Origin of the sequence: Pedobacter namyangjuensis (assembly GCF_003313325.1) — a bacterium.
GTDB lineage: Bacteria > Bacteroidota > Bacteroidia > Sphingobacteriales > Sphingobacteriaceae > Pedobacter > Pedobacter namyangjuensis.
Map to the genome: position 1 here is coordinate 36,553 of NZ_QMHQ01000003.1, position 18,287 is coordinate 54,839.

The 18,287-nt window shown below is 35.0% G+C and carries 22 protein-coding genes; 8 read left to right on the forward strand and 14 right to left on the reverse strand.

Annotated features, from left to right (window positions below; all coding sequences use genetic code 11):
• Positions 1 to 23 precede the first annotated feature (23 nt).
• From DUT69_RS12070 to gatB, 5 genes are all read right to left on the reverse strand, one after another.
• Positions 24 to 1,814, reverse strand: coding sequence for a chloride channel protein (locus tag DUT69_RS12070; RefSeq protein ID WP_113653514.1), 1,791 nt, complete (start codon positions 1,812 to 1,814; stop codon positions 24 to 26).
• Between the two features lie 45 nt (positions 1,815 to 1,859).
• Positions 1,860 to 2,582, reverse strand: a complete 723-nt coding sequence (locus DUT69_RS12075) for an RluA family pseudouridine synthase (RefSeq protein WP_113653515.1) — start codon at positions 2,580 to 2,582, stop codon at positions 1,860 to 1,862.
• Between the two features lie 199 nt (positions 2,583 to 2,781).
• Positions 2,782 to 3,471, reverse strand: coding sequence for a response regulator transcription factor (locus DUT69_RS12080; protein WP_113653516.1), 690 nt, complete (start codon positions 3,469 to 3,471; stop codon positions 2,782 to 2,784).
• A 98-nt stretch (positions 3,472 to 3,569) separates the two neighbouring features.
• A complete protein-coding gene (locus DUT69_RS12085; protein ID WP_113653517.1) occupies positions 3,570 to 4,682 on the reverse strand; it encodes a TlpA disulfide reductase family protein in 1,113 nt (370 codons plus the stop codon).
• Between the two features lie 5 nt (positions 4,683 to 4,687).
• Complete coding sequence (gene gatB, locus DUT69_RS12090; RefSeq protein WP_113653518.1) at positions 4,688 to 6,145, reverse strand: Asp-tRNA(Asn)/Glu-tRNA(Gln) amidotransferase subunit GatB; 1,458 nt, start codon at positions 6,143 to 6,145, stop codon at positions 4,688 to 4,690.
• A gap of 148 nt (positions 6,146 to 6,293) precedes the next feature.
• Here gatB and DUT69_RS12095 point away from each other — a divergent pair, with 148 nt between their 5' ends.
• Together DUT69_RS12095 and DUT69_RS12100 are read left to right on the forward strand one after the other, a co-directional pair.
• Positions 6,294 to 6,686: a hypothetical protein gene (locus tag DUT69_RS12095; RefSeq protein ID WP_113653519.1), complete on the forward strand. Its 393-nt coding sequence runs from the start codon at positions 6,294 to 6,296 to the stop codon at positions 6,684 to 6,686.
• A 26-nt stretch (positions 6,687 to 6,712) separates the two neighbouring features.
• Complete coding sequence (locus tag DUT69_RS12100) at positions 6,713 to 7,231, forward strand: hypothetical protein (protein ID WP_113653520.1); 519 nt, start codon at positions 6,713 to 6,715, stop codon at positions 7,229 to 7,231.
• 66 nt (positions 7,232 to 7,297) lie between these two features.
• Here the strand turns inward: DUT69_RS12100 and DUT69_RS12105 are convergent, their stop codons facing one another.
• Positions 7,298 to 7,855 carry a hypothetical protein gene (locus DUT69_RS12105; protein ID WP_113653521.1) on the reverse strand — a complete coding sequence of 186 codons (558 nt, stop codon included), beginning with the start codon at positions 7,853 to 7,855 and terminating at the stop codon, positions 7,298 to 7,300.
• Positions 7,856 to 7,916: 61 nt separating this feature from the next.
• Entirely contained in the window at positions 7,917 to 10,550 is a 2,634-nt protein-coding gene (gene alaS, locus DUT69_RS12110) for an alanine--tRNA ligase (RefSeq protein WP_113653522.1), read from the reverse strand.
• Positions 10,551 to 10,775: 225 nt separating this feature from the next.
• Here alaS and DUT69_RS12115 point away from each other — a divergent pair, with 225 nt between their 5' ends.
• The gene (locus DUT69_RS12115; protein ID WP_113653523.1) at positions 10,776 to 11,111 is read left to right on the forward strand and encodes a MerR family transcriptional regulator; all 336 of its coding nucleotides are present in this window, start codon (positions 10,776 to 10,778) and stop codon (positions 11,109 to 11,111) included.
• A gap of 90 nt (positions 11,112 to 11,201) precedes the next feature.
• Positions 11,202 to 12,113, forward strand: a complete 912-nt coding sequence (locus DUT69_RS19375) for a L,D-transpeptidase family protein (RefSeq protein WP_205314267.1) — start codon at positions 11,202 to 11,204, stop codon at positions 12,111 to 12,113.
• On the opposite strand, the gene DUT69_RS12125 is transcribed toward DUT69_RS19375, so the two are convergent.
• The gene (locus tag DUT69_RS12125; protein ID WP_113653524.1) at positions 12,114 to 12,434 is read right to left on the reverse strand and encodes a hypothetical protein; all 321 of its coding nucleotides are present in this window, start codon (positions 12,432 to 12,434) and stop codon (positions 12,114 to 12,116) included.
• A gap of 206 nt (positions 12,435 to 12,640) precedes the next feature.
• On the reverse strand, positions 12,641 to 12,829 hold the full coding sequence (locus DUT69_RS12130) for a coproporphyrinogen III oxidase (RefSeq protein ID WP_113653525.1): 189 nt from the start codon (positions 12,827 to 12,829) through the stop codon (positions 12,641 to 12,643).
• A gap of 176 nt (positions 12,830 to 13,005) precedes the next feature.
• On the opposite strand from DUT69_RS12130, the gene DUT69_RS12135 reads away from it, so the two are divergent.
• Positions 13,006 to 13,791: a mechanosensitive ion channel family protein gene (locus DUT69_RS12135; protein ID WP_113653526.1), complete on the forward strand. Its 786-nt coding sequence runs from the start codon at positions 13,006 to 13,008 to the stop codon at positions 13,789 to 13,791.
• Here DUT69_RS12135 and DUT69_RS12140 read toward each other — a convergent pair whose 3' ends face one another.
• Both DUT69_RS12140 and DUT69_RS12145 read right to left on the reverse strand, forming a co-directional pair.
• Positions 13,792 to 14,025 carry a hypothetical protein gene (locus tag DUT69_RS12140; protein ID WP_113653527.1) on the reverse strand — a complete coding sequence of 78 codons (234 nt, stop codon included), beginning with the start codon at positions 14,023 to 14,025 and terminating at the stop codon, positions 13,792 to 13,794.
• A gap of 67 nt (positions 14,026 to 14,092) precedes the next feature.
• Positions 14,093 to 14,353, reverse strand: coding sequence for a hypothetical protein (locus DUT69_RS12145; protein ID WP_113653528.1), 261 nt, complete (start codon positions 14,351 to 14,353; stop codon positions 14,093 to 14,095).
• A 118-nt stretch (positions 14,354 to 14,471) separates the two neighbouring features.
• Between DUT69_RS12145 and DUT69_RS12150 the strand changes: the two genes are divergently transcribed.
• Complete coding sequence (locus DUT69_RS12150) at positions 14,472 to 15,113, forward strand: DUF4142 domain-containing protein (RefSeq protein WP_113653529.1); 642 nt, start codon at positions 14,472 to 14,474, stop codon at positions 15,111 to 15,113.
• 75 nt (positions 15,114 to 15,188) lie between these two features.
• On the opposite strand, the gene DUT69_RS12155 is transcribed toward DUT69_RS12150, so the two are convergent.
• Positions 15,189 to 15,404, reverse strand: coding sequence for a hypothetical protein (locus tag DUT69_RS12155; protein WP_113653530.1), 216 nt, complete (start codon positions 15,402 to 15,404; stop codon positions 15,189 to 15,191).
• A 275-nt stretch (positions 15,405 to 15,679) separates the two neighbouring features.
• On the opposite strand from DUT69_RS12155, the gene DUT69_RS12160 reads away from it, so the two are divergent.
• Both DUT69_RS12160 and DUT69_RS12165 read left to right on the forward strand, forming a co-directional pair.
• Entirely contained in the window at positions 15,680 to 16,405 is a 726-nt protein-coding gene (locus tag DUT69_RS12160; RefSeq protein WP_113653531.1) for a LytR/AlgR family response regulator transcription factor, read from the forward strand.
• 48 nt (positions 16,406 to 16,453) lie between these two features.
• On the forward strand, positions 16,454 to 16,834 hold the full coding sequence (locus DUT69_RS12165; protein WP_113653532.1) for a YtxH domain-containing protein: 381 nt from the start codon (positions 16,454 to 16,456) through the stop codon (positions 16,832 to 16,834).
• A 51-nt stretch (positions 16,835 to 16,885) separates the two neighbouring features.
• Here DUT69_RS12165 and DUT69_RS12170 read toward each other — a convergent pair whose 3' ends face one another.
• The gene (locus DUT69_RS12170) at positions 16,886 to 17,674 is read right to left on the reverse strand and encodes a hypothetical protein (RefSeq protein ID WP_113653533.1); all 789 of its coding nucleotides are present in this window, start codon (positions 17,672 to 17,674) and stop codon (positions 16,886 to 16,888) included.
• Positions 17,675 to 17,685: 11 nt separating this feature from the next.
• Positions 17,686 to 18,213: a hypothetical protein gene (locus tag DUT69_RS12175; RefSeq protein ID WP_113653534.1), complete on the reverse strand. Its 528-nt coding sequence runs from the start codon at positions 18,211 to 18,213 to the stop codon at positions 17,686 to 17,688.
• Positions 18,214 to 18,287: the final 74 nt, after the last annotated feature.

Consider the following 18,287-nt stretch of genomic DNA (forward strand, 5'->3'; position numbering starts at 1 on the left):
TACTACTTAAAACCTAAAACCCTCTAAGCAAGATAATCAGCCTGTCTGCTTAACATAGCTCTATATTTATTAAAAATTGCTGTTTTAGAAACAAAACCCAAATAGCTACCGTCGTTTTTAACTACGGGTAGTATCCAAACATTTTCAGTTTCCATTAATTGCAAAACCTTTTTTAAGTCGGCATCTTCCCTAATAATTTGAGGTGCTTCACGCATTAGGTCTTCCACTTTTTGCAAAGGATGATTTTCGTTACCTATAGTTTGCCTTAAAATATCTTCAACATAAAGTATACCTCTAAATTCATTGTTCAATCCAACTACCGGAAATATATTACGTTTAGAATGAAGTATTTCACTCATTTTATCCTGAATAAAATCATCCTCAGCAATTAGTAAATAATCTTTCTCCACCAAAAATTTTAGCTTCATCATGTTTAGCACCGTGGTATCTTTATCCTCGTGATGAGATAACTCGCCTTTTTCTGCGAGTGGTTTTGTGTAAATGGAATATTTGTTAACGCTTCGGTTAATTAAATAGGCAATTGCCGTTGTAATCATTAATGGAACCATTAAGATATAGCCACCGGTAATTTCGGCAATTAGAAAAATACCTGTTAACGGTGCATGCATAATCGACCCCAACGAGGCTGCCATACCGGCAACAATAAAATTTGCTGTATTTACTTCTGCAATGCCTAAGGTGTTAATAGTAAATGCAACAATAAAGCCCATTAAACCACCAACAATTAAACTTGGCGCAAAAATACCACCGTTGCCTCCAGCACCTAATGTTACTAGTGTAGCAACAGATTTAGCAAAAATGGTAACAACTGTAAAAAGGATAATTAGTGCCGGAAACTCTCTATACGATGAAAATATGCTGTTGCTAATTACAGCAGTCATGTCTCCCTTTAGCAAGTTTCTTATTGTGATAAAACCTTCGCCGTACAATGTAGGAAATAGGAACACCAATGCGCCTAGCATTAAACCACCTATAATAACCTTTTTATAGGGGTGATTTATTTTATAAAAAAAACCTTTGATAGCGTAATTAGCTTTGGTAAAATAAATAGAGAATAAGCCAATTAAACACGCTAATATTACATAGTAGAACAATGAAGATGTAAGCCAGCCTTCGGTAACTAAAAAAAATAATTGTTCGTTATAAAAAAACCTTGCAACCACCGCGGCTGTTGCAGATGCCAATAACAACGGAATAAAAACAGGAATAGTAAATTCTGGCAATAGTATTTCAATAGCGAAGACGATACCTGCAATTGGACTGTTAAAAGCTCCGGCAATACCTGCAGCGGCACCACATGCCAATAACAAGGTAACTTCTCTGTAAGACAAGCCTAAAAACCTACCTACCGAAGAGCCAATGGAAGAACCACTCGTTACTATAGGCGCTTCTAATCCAGTTGAACCACCGAAACCAACCGTTAACGCAGCTGTTATAATTTGAGAATATATATTATGCGTTTCTACCTTGCTAGATTTTTTTGAGATGGTATAAAGCAGAGGCGTTAACCCTGTTTCAAATTTTCCCTTTCTAATAAATCTTCTGGTATAAATTACAGAGAGCAAAATACCTATAGTTGGAAAAAGCAGATACAAGTAGTATTTGTACTGCCATTGGAAATCACTTTGCAAAAACTCTTCGATGTGATGAGTAATCGTTTTTAGTAAAGCAGCCGCTAAGCCGGCAAGTATGCCTACAATTATTGCGGCAAAGACCAGAAAGTTCCGGTTAGAAATTTTTGTTTGTCTATATCTATTTAGTTTGTCTATATAACTTACAAACTTAACGTACATGTTTTTTTTATTTAGTTGATTAAAGAAAAGTTGAAAGCGTTTTCTTTAGGAATCAAACTTATCTAGCAATTTTAATAGTGTTGTAAAATCTTTCGGATATGGGGCCTCTACGGTAATGTCGTTTCCATCCATGCCTTTAAAAACTATTTTTTTAGCATGTAAGGCGAATCTTTTCATGATCGGTTGCTCTTCCTCGTCTTTTGATAAACGATAGCCTTTTTTTAATGAAGAAAGGAAAACTGGTTTACCTTTGTACATGTGATCGCCACAAATTGCTGCACGCTGGGTAGCTAAGTGAATACGAATTTGGTGCATGCGACCAGTAATTGGTTTACATTCTACCAAGGTGTAATGTTTGTAGTTTTTGATAGAGCTAAAAAAGGTTTCCGCTCGCTTACCTTCCGTCCTATCAATACTTACATTTTTGTTACCATCGTTTAAAATAGGCAAGTCGACAAAAAGATTATCGAAGGAGTATTGTCCGTCTACCACGGCGTGATATATTTTATTAACCTTTCTACGCTCAAACTGCATAGACAAACCGCGGTAAGCTTCTGGATTTTTAGCGATAACAATTGCACCCGATGTTTCCTTATCTAAACGATGGCAAACTTGGGCATCTGATGAATATTGCTTTGCTAAACGTAAAATATTAACTTCTGCATTTGCGGTGCGTTCATCTAAAGATGCTACAAATGGTGGCTTGTTTACAACGATGTAATCGTCGTTTTCGAATAAAATAAGGTCTTTAAAATTTGGGTACTTCACGCTAAATCTTTAGTAAAGCACAAAAGTACAAATAAAAGCACGGAAAGCATCGAATTTTTGTCATTCTGAACTTGCATAGCGTCTAAAGTAAAATGAAATTAACATGTAGTAAATCAGATTATTTTAGAGTTGAACAACAACCAAAAAAAAACGCTTAACAATATGCTAAGCGCTTTTTTAATATTTTTTAGGTTTTGAATTAACTTAACTCAAATTTATAGCCAACACCTTTTACCGTAGCTACATAGGTCTCGCCTAATTTTTCTCTTAATTTTCGGATATGTACGTCTATCGTACGGTTAGTTACTACAACAGAGTCTTCCCATATATTTTTAAGGATCGACTCGCGAGTGTAAACCTTACCTGGTTTAGAAGCCAATAAATACAATAACTCAAATTCTTTTTTAGCCAAAACTACCTTTTCGCCATCCTGAAAAACCAAATAAGCTTCTCTATCAATAACCAAATTGCCAATTTCCAATTTATTATCTGATACTTCTTCGCCGCTGGCATTTCTGCGTAAAATAGCATTAATTCTACTTACAAGTGCTCTCGGCTTAATTGGTTTAGCTATATAATCGTCGGCACCAACATTAAAACCAGCAATTTCAGAGTATTCTTCGCTTCTGGCTGTTAAAAATACCATAAAAGTATTCTTAAATTCCGGAATGGCTCTCATTAACCTACAAGCTTCAATACCATCCATTTTAGGCATCATAATGTCTAAAATAATTAAATCTGGATGAACTTTTTTAGCAACACTAATTCCCTCTTGCCCGTTACTTGCTAAAAACACTTGATAGCCTTCTTTCTTTAGGTTATACTCAATTAACTCTAATATATCCGGCTCGTCATCAACAATTAATATTTTTTGCTTGGCTGTACTCATCGTGTTTTTTATTTATTACGAAAGTAGGTATACAAATGCATTATTGAGTTAAAGCTACGTTAACAAATTGTTAAAATGATTAATTTTTTAACATAGAATTACAATTGAGGTAAAGTTTTATTTAAAAATGCATCCAATTCCTCGCCTCTTAAATTCTTTGCTATAATTTTTCCGCTAGGATCTAACACAAATGATGCTGGAATAGCCTCAACCTGATACTGCATTACAATCGGACCTTGGAAATCTGCCAACTCGCTACCGTGCGCCCAAGTTAAGCCGTCTTGTTTAATGGCTTGTTGCCAAGCTGCTTTATCTTTATCTAATGAAATTCCTAAAATAGTAAAGTTTCTGTTTTTGTAAGTATTGTATGCTTTCACTACATTCGGGTTTTCTACGCGACATGGTCCACACCACGAAGCCCAAAAATCAAGCAAAACGTATTTACCTTTATAATCTGCTAAGGTAATGGCTTTGCCGTCTAAACCAGGCAAAGAAAAATCTGGCGCTGGCTGGCCAACTTGAACAGCTTTTAATTTTAAAACTTTGTCTACAAAAGATTTTACTGCTGTGTTCTTTTTCAAGTCATCCCCAACTTTTTCTGCGTACGCAATCATTGCGTCTTCATTGCCTGTTGGGTTTACCAGACTAATGGCATAAAAACTAACTAATGATTTTGTATTGTCATTTGCAAATTTAACTACAGCAGTATTTAAATCTGTAATGTGTTTCATTATCTGCGGATTTAACTCTTCAATAATTTCCGCACGTTTGTCTGGCTGTGCTTCTACCCTTTTCTCAAAATCGGCTCTAATTGCATCAATTTTCGAACTATATTGGTATTTTAATGTGTTAAACTCTGTAAGTTTATCTGCATCTTCTGCACCGCTAATTTTATAATCGCGGTTAACATTGGCTAAATCAGCTTCCAATTTAACTACATCGCCGTTTTTGGCAATAAGCATGTATTCGTTCTCACCAATATTCACTCTATAAAAATCAGCCTCTGGCGAAGTATTGGTAAATTTAAATTCGCCCTTATCAGACAGAACTGTAGAATCTAAAACAGTCATTTTGCCACTACCCATACCAAAAAGGTAAACATTTTTCTCTGCGCCTTGATTTTTAAACTCTCCCTCAATTACAAATTTGGTTTTGTCTTTACAAGACACAAATGCCACAGCTATTAATAATATAAAACTTAACTTTCTCATTATTTCTATTTTAATCTCTCAATAATTAACTCATTTACTTTTTTAGCATCAGCTTTACCTTTAGCCAATTTCATCACTTCGCCAACAAACAAACCTAAAACGCCCTTTTTGCCATTTTTATATGCCTGAACCTGAGATTCGTATTTTGCAAAAACTTCCTCTATATACGATGAAATCTCGTCAGCGTTTTCTACGATTAGTAAATTTAATTCGTTCGCCTTTGCTAGAACATCGGTATTAGCGCTAATTGCCGGTAAAAGTTGCTGTAAAGCATTTTGCTGACTTATCTTTTTATCGTCTACTAAATTAATAAGCGTAGCCAACTGCTTTGGCGAAGCAGAGAACTCTTTTATGCCAATGTTCTGCTCATTTAATAAACCCCTAATTGCACCTAACAACCAATTAATTAAGCTTTTTTGATTATTAACCGTTGTTTTTGCTTCATTGAAATATTGATACAAATCAATATCCTCGGCCAGCATGTTGGCCTCGCTGGTATTTATACCAAATTCGGCAATTAATTGTTTTGCAATTTCTTTTGGCAAAGCCGGTATAGCCGATTTTATTTCTGCAAGCCACTCATCACTAATACTTATCGGTTGCAAATCAGGATCTGGAAAATACCTGTAATCATTTGCCTCCTCCTTAGTTCGCATTGGCGACGTAGTTCCTTTATCAGCATCGAAATTTAAAGTACTCTGGATAATCGAACCGCCGTTTTCTATGACCTCAATCTGGCGACCAAATTCAAATTCCATCGCTCTACGAACATTACGAATAGAATTAAGGTTTTTAACTTCGCAACGCGTACCAAATGCCGTTTCTCCAATTTTTCTAATCGAAATATTAGCATCGCAACGCAGAGAGCCTTCTTCCATGTTACCATCGCTAACATTCAAATGCCTTACTAACTGCCTAATTTCGGTAAGCAAAGCTGATGCTTCTTCCGCTGTGCGAATATCAGGCTCTGTTACAATTTCAATTAATGGAACGCCAGCTCTATTTAAATCTACGTAAGAATACTTAGAATCTTGATCGTGCAAACTTTTGCCAGCATCCTCTTCTAGGTGAATTCTGTTAATCCCGATACGTTTTTCATCGCCGTTGGCTAAGGTTACAGTTAAATAACCGTTTTTGCATATCGGACTATTGTCTTGCGTTATTTGATATCCCTTTGGTAAATCTGCGTAGAAATAGTTTTTACGATCGAAAAAATTGTACTGATTGATTTCGCAGTTTAGCGCTAAGCCTATCCTTATAGCTTTGGCCACAACTTCTTTATTAAGTTTCGGCAAAGCACCCGGCAAGGCTAACGAAACTGCCGAGATGTTTTCGTTTGGTTGCGCACCAAATGTTGCACTATCTGAAGAGAATATTTTTGATTTAGTGTTTAACTGAACGTGTATTTCCAAACCAGAAACCAGTTCGTAAGGTACAGTTTCAGTTGCAATTTTTGTAGTCATTACTGGGCAAATATCTTTTATAATAGTCAATTACAACTAGCCAAATATAGGTATTTATGTATCAATTCTATTGCGTAAACGGTAACATTATGCTTGTGGCACAGAATTGGTTTTAGAGGTTATACACACATAATTAAATCTTAAACGTATGAAAAAGTTCATCCTTTTGGCATTAGTGGTAAGTACCACCGCCATTTTTTCGACCGCGAGAGCGCAAGTAAGTTTAAACATTAACATTGGCGCACAACCACGTTACATTCCTGTTGGATATACGTATGAAACCTATTACCAACCAGTTGTACATAGGGCTTACTACGCACCTCCAAGGCGACATGTTGTTGCAAAGCGTTACTATGCTGCGCCCAGCAGAACCGTTTTAATAAGAGGAAATGATTGGAACAGAAGAAACGCCAAAGTTTATAGAAGCAGTTATTATAAATCTCCAGGCAAACATTATTACAAAAAAAGCAATCATCATTTAAAACCGAAATACTATAAAGGCAAAGGACACAACAAAGGCCGTGGAAACGGAAGACGTTAATTTTGTATCATTTAAAATCTAACCTTATGAAAAAATTAATTTTTGTAACCATGCTAGCGGTGGCATCGTTTTACAACAGTGCTAATGCACAAGTAAGTTTAAATGTAAATATTGGTTCACAACCGTTATGGGGACCAACTGGATATGACCACGTTGACTATTATTATTTACCAGATGTGGAAAGTTATTACTCCGTACCGAAAAGACAGTTTGTTTATTTGAACAATGGAACTTGGGTATTTAACAACTCCTTACCAGAACGTTATAGCAACTATAATTTATATAATGGATATAAGGTTGTGGTTAATGGAGTTAGGCCATATTTAAATTTTGATAACGACAGAGTTAAATACGGAAAATATAAAAACTGGGGCGGTAAGCAACCGATTATTAGAAACAGTAACGACAAAAGATATTATGTTATCAAAGGTCATCCACACGGAATGCCTCCTGGACAAGCTAAAAAAATATACAATGGCAAGTCTAAAGACGTTAAAATAAAAGGCAACAACGGAAACAATGGCAAAGGGAAAGGGAAGCATTAAAATTCAAAACAAAAAATCCGCGTCGAAATTAATCGACGCGGATTTTTTTTCGAATACGCTATTATCTTAGAATCTTTTACCAATGGTAATACCGGCTCTAGGATAGGCTTCTACGTAGCTATTGCCAAACAACCTGCCCACGCCCAAAAAGAGCTCGCCAACGAAACCGTTTTTAGTTAAAAATTTAGCACCTGCCGCTGCCCCCAAACCAAAACTCGTTGCGGTATTAAAACGCTTACTCATATCAGGTTCGTAACCTGGCGCATAACTAGTATATGCTAAATAATCATAATCAATTCTTTCTTGTGTGGTAATTACCGCCATGTTTCCTTCAATAAAGAAACCATTAGCTTTTTTGTTACCGAAATAAATCCTATAGTTAGGGATAATTCCAAATTTATAGTCGCTATCTTCTTCAAGTCCGAATAAAACGGCTACCCCAACACTCATATCATCTTTTATAATGCGTTCGTAATTTATTTCAGGAACGCCAGCAATTGCTAATGGTAAATTAAGCTTTAGCTCATTATTTCCAAGAGCGCCATTCTTAACGCTATCTGTTTTTTGAGCAAATGCTAAACCACATAATGCTACAAACAGCATTGAGAGTGTTATTTTTTTCATTCTATTTATTTTAATTTATTAACCCAAACGAGTATGAGCTTTAAAAAGCTACAGCAAAAGATTATTTAACTATAAAACTTTTTGCCTTTTCTAACACAGTCTCTAACCCGGCTGAATTTTTACCGCCGGCAGTAGCATAAAATGGCTGGCCACCACCTCCTCCTTGTATCTCTTTACCTAACTCTCTAACAATTTTAGCGGCGTTTAAAGTATCAGTTACAACTTCTTCAGCTATCATTACCGTAATACCAGGTTTGTCATCAATCAAAGTGGTAAACACTAAGTATAAGTTTGGCACCAATGCTTTTACTTCAAAAGCTAAATTTTTAACAGCATCTGCATTTGGTAAGTCTACGTGCGTTGCGATGAAGTTAACGCCATTTATTTCCACGGCTTTTGCAGCAATATCCTGTTTCATATCGCCAGCTTTAGCCAAAATGTTTTTTTCGACTTCTTTTTTAAGTTTTGCGTTTTCATCTAGTAAGGCTTGTACAGCTACGGTTATTTGTTGACTACCTTTTAATAAAGACTTTAACTGAGTTAACTCTTTACTCTGATTTACAATATATTCTTCTGCTTTGCTTGCTGTGATAGCCTCTATACGACGGACGCCTGCTGCCACTGCACTTTCGCTAATAATTTTAAAATAGCCGATCTGACCTGTGGCATTTACGTGTGTACCACCACATAGCTCTTTAGAGAAATGATCGTCGAATGTTATAACACGCACAAAGTCGCCGTACTTTTCGCCGAACAATGCGGTTACGCCAGAGTTTATTGCTTCATCGTAAGGTACATTTCTTTGCTCGTTGAGTTTAATATTCTCTCTGATTTTACGGTTAACAATTTTCTCGATTTCTGCTAAATCTTCTTCTGTAATTTTAGCGAAGTGAGAAAAATCAAACCTTAAATTATCTGCGTTTACCAAACTACCTTTTTGGTTAACATGCGCACCTAAAACCTGCTTTAACGCCGCGTGTAATAAGTGTGTAGCAGAGTGGTTATCTGCAGTAAGCTCTCTTTTTTGTTCATCAATCACTGCCCAAAATTTTCCATCGACATCGGTTGGCAAGGTATCTGTATAATGGACGATTACACCGTTTTCTTTTTTGGTGTCCGTTATTTCTACCCAAAACTGACGGCTATGATCTTCTAAACGACCGGTATCTCCTACTTGGCCACCACTTTCGGCATAAAAAGGCGTTTGACGCAAAACAATTTGATATTGATCTTTGCCTTTCGCACTTACTTTACGGTATTTTAAAATTTCTGTTTCAATTTCTGTTAAATCGTAACCAACAAATTCAGTCTCATTATCTTGATTAACAATAACCCAATCTCCAGTGTCTATAGCTGTTGCAGCACGAGAACGATTTTTTTGCTCAGCCAATGCTGAATTAAAGCCATCCATATCAACAGACCAACCTTTTTCGCGAGCCATCAACTCGGTTAAATCTATTGGAAAACCGAAAGTATCGTAAAGTTCAAAAGCAAAATTCCCGTCGATTTTGCCATTAGCTTCATACTTCTCAAAACGTTGAATTCCTGTTGCCAAAGTTCTCAAGAAAGAAACCTCCTCTTCTAAAACCACTTTCTGTACAAAATCCTTTTGTAAATACAATTCGTCAAAAACACCTTTAAATTGCTCGGCTAAAACAGGAACCAACTGGTTTAAAAACGGCTCTTTAAAATTTAGAAAAGTATAAGCATAACGTACTGCTCTGCGCAAAATTCTACGTATTACATATCCAGCTTTATTATTTGAAGGTAATTGACCATCAGCAATAACAAAAGAAATTGCTCTTATATGATCAGCCATTACACGCATTGCAACGGCTTCGTTCCATCCTTTATCACCAGGTTCTGCACTGCTTACGTATTCGAAACCAGATTTCTCAGAAATGAATTGAATAAGTGGCTGAAAGACGTCGCTATCGTAATTAGAAGTTTTACCTTGCAATACACGAACCAAACGTTCAAAGCCCATTCCGGTATCAACATGTTGTGCAGGTAATGTTTGCAATGATCCGTCTTTCAATCGGTTAAACTGCATAAATACATTATTCCATATCTCAATAACTTGAGGATGATCTGCATTGACCAAGCTTTTACCACTTACTTCATTTCTCTCTGAAAGCGGACGACAATCTACATGTATTTCAGAGCACGGACCGCATGGACCGGTATCACCCATTTCCCAAAAATTGTCTTTTTTATTTCCTAAGATAATTCTATCCTCATCCACATATTGCTTCCAAAGTTCAAAAGCTTCGGTATCTCTTGGCAAGCCTTCACTATCATCACCCTCAAAAATAGAGACGTATAACTGATCTTTAGGTATTTTGTAAACTTCGGTTAGCAATTCCCAACTCCAAGCTATCGCTTCTTTTTTAAAATAGTCGCCAAAGCTCCAATTGCCCAACATTTCGAACATAGTATGGTGATAAGTATCAATACCAACTTCTTCTAAATCGTTATGTTTTCCAGAAACCCTTAAACAACGTTGAGTATCGGCTACGCGAGGGTATTTAACGGTGGCTTCGCCTAAAAACAAATCCTTAAATTGGTTCATACCGGCATTAGTAAACATTAACGTTGGGTCGTTTTTTACTACGATTGGCGCCGATGCCACAATTTGATGCTGTTTACTTTTGAAAAAATCTAAATAGGTCTGTCTTATTTCTTTAGCTGTCATTTTATATTATTGTTCAATACTGGAATGTTTCAAAGTTGGAACGTTGCTCATTGCCTTAACAAAAAACTCGGTGTAGCTTACTATGAAAATATCATTGCATTATTATGTCTTTCTGATTATTTACAATGAACAAAATTAAAATTTTATTGCGGTATTCTACTAAAAACCGCTTACATTTGAACACTTTAAGTAAAACCTACAAACAACTCATAATCAATTAAAAAGATGCCGTACAAAGAGAGAGAAATTAATAAAATGTATTATACCATGGGTGAGGTAACGGAAATGTTTGGCGTAAATGCCTCGCAAATTAGGTTTTACGAAAAAGAATTCGACGTACTGCAACCCAAGAAAAACAAAAAAGGAAATAGACTTTTTACCCCTGAAGACATAGAAAACCTAAAAATCATTTTTCACCTTGTGGATGATAAAGGATTTACTTTAAAAGGCGCTAAAGAACATTTAAAAAATAATTCTGGCGAAGTAAAGGAAAATCAAAAGGTAATTGCTTCGTTAGAAAAACTGAAAGACTTTTTGTTGAAACTTAACGAAGAGATTTAAAAAAACACCTAGTGAAATAATATCAACTATTTAGTTAGTTAATTTCAATTAATATACTATTTTAGCTATTGTATTTATTTCATATTAAGCATGGCTAGGTATTTACTCTCCCTATTATTGGTTATACTCTTTTGCAATACTTCTAATGCTCAAATTTTAGACAGCGCTAGGGTTAAAACGCCAACAATAGACACCGTGATTCTTGTTACTCAACAAGATGTAAATAACTATATATCCCTCAGAGAAATTACGGATACAGTAGGGAAATTATCTTCCTACATAAGTATTATTAAAACTGCAAAAGAAACTTCTGTAATGCACCCTAAGGCTCAGTTTGAAACGGTGTTATTACTCACGGAACGAAATGAAAAATTCCAAGCTTTAGTTAAAAAACCAATTACTAAAGATGATATCAATGAATACCTATCGATATTAAAAATAACCGACGACACCATTGGAAAAACAAATGATTTTATAAAAATTATTAAATCTGCGAAAACCAGAATGGCTATGGCAGAACTAGGCGGAAATCTTTATAAAGTGGTAAGTTACGAAACGGCATTGATGGATGCCAAAGAAAATTTTCGACTTAGGAACTTAGTTAATAAGGTGCTCGTAATAAAACACGAACGTAAGATGTATCTGCTTAAAGATGGTAAAACTGTAAAAACATTTACAGTGGCTTTAGGTAAAAATCCGGTAGGGCAAAAAGAATTTGAGGGCGATGGCAAAACGCCTGAAGGAATTTACACCTTAGATTGGCAAAAATGGAACAGCTCTACTTTCCACTCCTTTCATATCTCTTATCCTAACGAAATTGATTTAGCTCGAGCAAAAACAAAAAAGCTAACGGCAGGAAGCTATATTATGGTACATGGAACTTCTAAAGGTGTTAAAAAGAGAAAAGATTGGACAAATGGCTGTATTGCGCTAAACAATGTGGATATGGCAGAATTTAAGAAAATCGTATTTCAGGATACGCAGATTGAGATTAGGAAATAACTAAAAATGCACTAGGCTGTAAATTTCTTGCATGTATTTGCCTTCGTGCAACGCATCAAAAAAATCGCTCCACTCCTTTCTGTTAAAAACCAAACTGATATCTGGATAAGGCGTTGCAAGAACAACGATTGGAGTTCCATCTGGCGATTGCTCTATAAAATCATCAAATTTCAAATTTTCCGTAGCTTTTATAAAGGCATCAAATTGCTGAAACGAAAAACTTATGAGCATACCTCTATTCCAAATATTTGCAATTTTGCAATTTACACAGTGCGTAACAACTATGTTTTCTTTTCTGGCAATTACTACGGGTTTACACATAAGCTAATACTAATTGAGGTTAAGGCTGAGATTTAGGTAACGTTGAGTGAACTTTAGCCTCCAGCATTTATAATTACAAATATCTAATTATTTAGAATCATTCCAAATAATTAAGCGTTTATTTTTAACTTATTTTCAGGATAAAAAAAATGGGCCTAACATTAGTTTAAACTAACATTAAGCCCATTTTAGTTGAAACAGCTTATTTATTGCTGCCTAGTGGTATCTGGCATTTTGGTTGTATCAGGCACCTTGGTTGTATCAACCATTGGTGAATCTACTCTTGGACTATCCATGCCCGTTGAATCCATTGTTCCGCTACCGCTCTTACTTGAGCTACATGCTGTAAATGCCATACCGACAGCTACAAGCGCAATAAAAAATTTAAATTTCATATGTTTCTGTTTTGATTAATAATTACCGCTATTTAAAGGGATTACTTACTAAATGTTTTTTTAGAACAAAAGGTTTTACTTTTTTATAAATATTTATGAAGCAACGATTTAAAGAAAATAATGCTATAAAATTCGACATCAATAAAACTCAGCTTTTGGTTTGTTGTTAGTATAAGATGGATTTAGAAAAATTTTATACTCGTGTTTTCGATTGGATAATAATTTTTGGGCCACGACTACTTTTAGGATTAATAGTACTTTTTTTGGGTTTGTGGATTGTTAAAGTTATTACAAAATGGATAAGTGGCCGCATGCACAAAAGAAATGTAGATGCAACTGCGAAACCGTTTTTAATAAGCTTGCTTGGTGTAGTATTGAGAATACTTTTAATACTGGCGGTAATGCAAATACTCGGAATGGAAATGACCTTATTTACTGCCCTAGTAGGCGCCTTTGGCGTGGCAGCAGGCTTGGCACTTTCTGGCACCTTACAAAACTTCGCAAGTGGTATTATCATTCTTTTGGTTAAACCGTTTTCTGTGGGAGATAATATTATTACCCAGGGCTTAGAAGGAACAGTAACCTCAATCAGAATATTTCATACCTTGGTTACCACTTTCGATAACAGATCTGTTATCGTTCCCAATAGCAAGCTAAGCAATGAGGTAATAATTAACATTAGCAGAGAAGGAACAAGACGATTGGATATAGAAATAAAATTTACAAATGCGGTAGATATTGGCACGGTAAGGAAAATAATTAATGCCGCTATTGATAAGTGTACAAATATCCTATCCAGTCCCGAACGAAGGATTGGCGTTGTATCGATAGAAAATGATGGTTATAAATTAGGTATAAACGTTTGGGTTAATGCGCATGGTTTTCAAGATACCAAACTTGCAATACAAGAAATGATTGTAGAAGACCTCAAAAAATCAGAAATTAAACTCCCAGGATTATAGTTATTGATTACTTGCGAAAGATTCGATTAAATTGTTAGTTGCATCAAAAACATTAATTTTTGCAATGGTTAGTTCATCAGCTAACTCCACAAAGTGATTTTTAAGATTTTGAGCTAATTCCTCTGGATTTGTATCCGATTTAGCGGTTACATTGATTTCAGATTTACTTACCTGATCTATGCTTGTAACTTGCATAGCATATTTTTCTTTTAATGTTGCAATTAGTTCTTCCATTCTATTTATGTTATACTAAAGCAACACCTAAATGATAATTGTTGTTTTCTAATTAAGGAATTTAAGGCTAACCAGTTGTTTTTGAAAACTGGCATTCGATAAAATTACCTATCCTGTCAACAAATTCGGCGGGCATTTTACTTCCGTTAATTTGTTCCCAACCGTTAGTAACCTTATTTATGGTACCAACCCATTTATCGCCTACGCAAACATAAAACATCTCCGAGACATCGCCTTGCATAAGTGTGTATAGCAAAGGCAATTGATTATCGAAAATATCGCATAAATAATCCATCTTAACCATATTACTTGTTTTTAATACGCCCATTTGTACCTATAACAACCCGCAACTGCATTAAATGTTTCCTGACCTCCTATAAATTTAAGAAAAAATTATTAAACATAACACTTTCAGATATGTTGGTATTAAAACATCACATTAGCTTATGAAAAACTTAACATTACCACTAATTGCCGTTGCCACTTTGCTTTTTTCTGCTTGCGGAAATAACGAAAAAGATAAAAAAACTGAAACAGTTAGCGACACAACGTTTAAAACCGCAGACACTGTTATACAGAAGAATGAAAATGCTGCCAAATTAGATACTACTGAAATTATGTTCTTACAAGACGCTACTTACGACGCCATTAAAAAATCGGAAAGTAGTAAAAAGATAAATATTTCTTTAGCCGAAGACGCTATTAAAATCTATATAAAGTTGGTTAACGAAGATTATCCGAACACTATGGAGCAGTTAGCCAGAATAGCTAACGAGAAAGGTTATATTTTACCCAAATTATTACCAGAAAGCCAAATGGCATCGATTAAAAAAATGGACGAGTTGGAAGAAGAAGCAAGAAACGAGTATTTTGTAAAACTTATGTTAGACGAGCAAAAAAAAGCCATTGGCTTTTATGCCCAAGGAAGTCGCACTGGCGATAAAGATATCTCTGTCTATGCTAAATCTGCCTTGCCGAAACTTAATGATCATTTAAAACAGTTGATGAAAATTGATAGTGCGTTATTAGTTCCAAAGGCCAATCAAGGCCACGATGAAGCTAAAATAAGCAACAGGAATAAACAATAAGAATTGGTTTATTTATAAAAACACAAAAATCGAGGAATCTTTGCTAGAATCCTCGATTTTTTTGTGCAGTTGAACCTATTCGCTTAAGCTATTTTCACCTTCCTTTACTCCTTTTCTATTTCTGCCAGACTCTTCTTTACTCAAATCAACAGAAACATTATCGTGTTGCTTTCTATCTATAAAGTTTAAATCGGATAATTCTTTGTTGTGCTCGCCCCATTCTAACTGATTCACTGGCGATTGCCCTAATAGCGTATGTTCGTAATTTTCTTTAGCATTCTGATTTACCATAAATTTTTATTTAATTAATTGATAATAGACTGTTAAGCGCATAATAATTAGAACAGACTATACCATTTTTTGTTTGACGATATGTAGCACTAGTCACGAACGAACCAATAAAACCAAAAATAAATGAGAAATAAATTATTCATACTCATTCAATTTCGGTCCTTACTCATTAAACACAGGCTTTCACTCAAGCTAATTTTTAAATCAATAATTATTACTCATTTTAGTATATAAAATGGCTAACTTACTATAACCTAATACTAATAAGAGCACACATGCTTAAAGCAATCATATTAGACGACGAAGCTCGAGGAAGCAACCTTCTAAACAGGAAACTAGCAATGTTTGATGATAAGTTGCAAGTAGAAGCAATTTTTAACGACCCATATAAGGCACTGTCGAAGATTGTAGAAATCAATCCTGATGTCCTGTTTTTAGATGTTGAAATGCCTGGGCTAAACGGCTTCCAATTTTTGGAAAAATTGGGCTCATTTAGCTTCGAAGTTATTTTTACTACCGCATACGACACTTATACCCTAGAAGCATTAAGGTTAAGCGCTGTAGATTATTTGGTAAAACCGATTGACGAAGATGAGTTGCATACCGCTATTTACAGACTACAGAAACGAGTTGCAGAGCGAAAAAAGAACATAACAGAATTAAAACCGAACAAACATCGGTTGGCGCTTTCTACCGCAGAAGGTGTTTATTTCGTAGATAAGACTAGTATTGTTAAAATTGAGGCAATGAGTAATTACAGTACGTTTTATTTAAATGACAAAAAGAAAATAATCGTTTCTAAAACACTTAAAGAATATGAAAACATATTGGATGAAGCCTACTTTTTGCGTATTAACAGGTCTGTAATAGTTAACTTAAACTATGTGGTTAAATACCGCAAAGGAGACGGAGGTACACTCGAAATGTTGGGAGGAGATGAATTAGAGGTCTCATCCTCTAGAAAGGAAATGCTAATGGCGTTACTGTTTAACGAAAAGTAAAACAATTTGTAACAACATAAAGTTAGTTATGAACCAATACATTAACTTATGAATTACAAACGTTTAATAAAAAACACTTTGCATTTGCAGAGAACAAACAATATGGCAACAGTTGCCATTATTGGCGGAGTTGCAGTTGGCTTAGCTCTTGGCGCACTCTTCGCAACCAAAAAAGGTAAATCCTATCGCAAAAAAATAACAGACTTCTTAGGCAAAAAAGTTGAGAAACTTGAAAATGATTTGCCAATTGGAGATTTGATTGAAGATGTGAGAGCACATGCTAAAAACAATGCAGACAGTCTTTTAGGGCCGGAAAAAAAACGGAAAAAGGTAACTGAGGTACATGCTAACAATGAACTGTCTGATGCATGGAAAAATCAAAAGGAAAAAACCATTTTTCCGAATGACGCCAACCCTAAACTTAATTAATAGTAAAGCTTGGCGTTGCACAAAGTAAGGCCAAGCATTTTATTTTAATGTCTATTTCCACTTTGTAAGGTGGATATACTTTAAGTCGCAGTCGCCAAGCTTTACATAATAATTCATCGCGTTACCAGTATTCTGTATTACGATTTCTTTATCAGTTAACAAGCCTTGCACAACAGTTGGCAACTCACTATACTCACTAGAAGTTTGTTCCTGGTCATCCATCTTAGCAACATCACCACTATCTTCTGCCCAAGTTATCCCGTTTAGGTTAATGTAAACTAAATTATCTATTAAACTACGTCCAAAAGTAACAGCACCTTTTATTTTTCGTTCGCCGCTATTGTAGTAATAGTGATAACCCGAATTACTTTTTGTAATACTTAGCGAAATTTTACATCCTTCGCCATCTTTAACTACATAATCACCCAAAACTGTAGCTGGTAACTGTGGTATAGATTTGTTAGTTTGTTCTAAATTAACGGACAGCAACTTATTATTACTCAAGTTATGCCAACTGCCGATTAGTTTATGACCCGCAACTTTAAGCATTAGCTTTGCTACAACTTTATTTTGTTCGCTTATTTCTCGTAAAATGATATTACCATTAACAATCTCACCGTTTAAAGGAATGTTTACACCAATTTTATCATAAAAATAGTAACCTTTAATTTTATTGTCATTTCGAGTTAGGCTAAAAACTACTTTCAGATTTTTATTGATATCACCAACATAATTCGTTGTTTCTGGTGCAACAGCTACATAATTTGCTATTGATTTTTTAGGTAATATCAAACCAAAAAAAATTAATAGGATTAACGATAGTGGGATATTAGTTTTCATCGGAATAATAATTAATCATCAAACTCTACCCATTTATGGTGTAAAAACATTTGAGTTACTGGCTGATTGTCTTTAAGCAAAGCTACTTCTACAAAATCACCAACTTTCTTAACAAACTTTAAGCGCATGTCATCCATAGCTCCAGAGTAATAGTAAGACCCATAAGCGCAATTATGCGGATTTCCTTGAACATCATTGGTAAAAACTGAAAAAAGCAGTAGTTTTCTAGAATTTGTATCAGGAGATTTGTAGCCAAAAATTCTGTAATCGGCTCTTATATTTTGATAGACGTTTACAGCACTATCGCTTCTGCTTATAACAGCTTTTTGTATAAAGTCTTCGCTAATTGGCTCTTCTTTTAAAGGCTCTATTTGTTTAGCTTTTTTCTTTACGGCAAGCTTCAGCGAATCGCTACGATCAGCCTCAATGTTATAGCTATTTTTTGCAGCGGTTGTATCAGAAACTGTTTCGACAGTTTTTTTCTCATTAGCATAATTACAGCCAACGAGCACAATTAAAAATAATAATATAGAGCGCATTGTATATTAAATTATTAACAAATTAACTTATTTAAGTTTTAAACAACAATCCAATAACTAGATTTTAACATAGC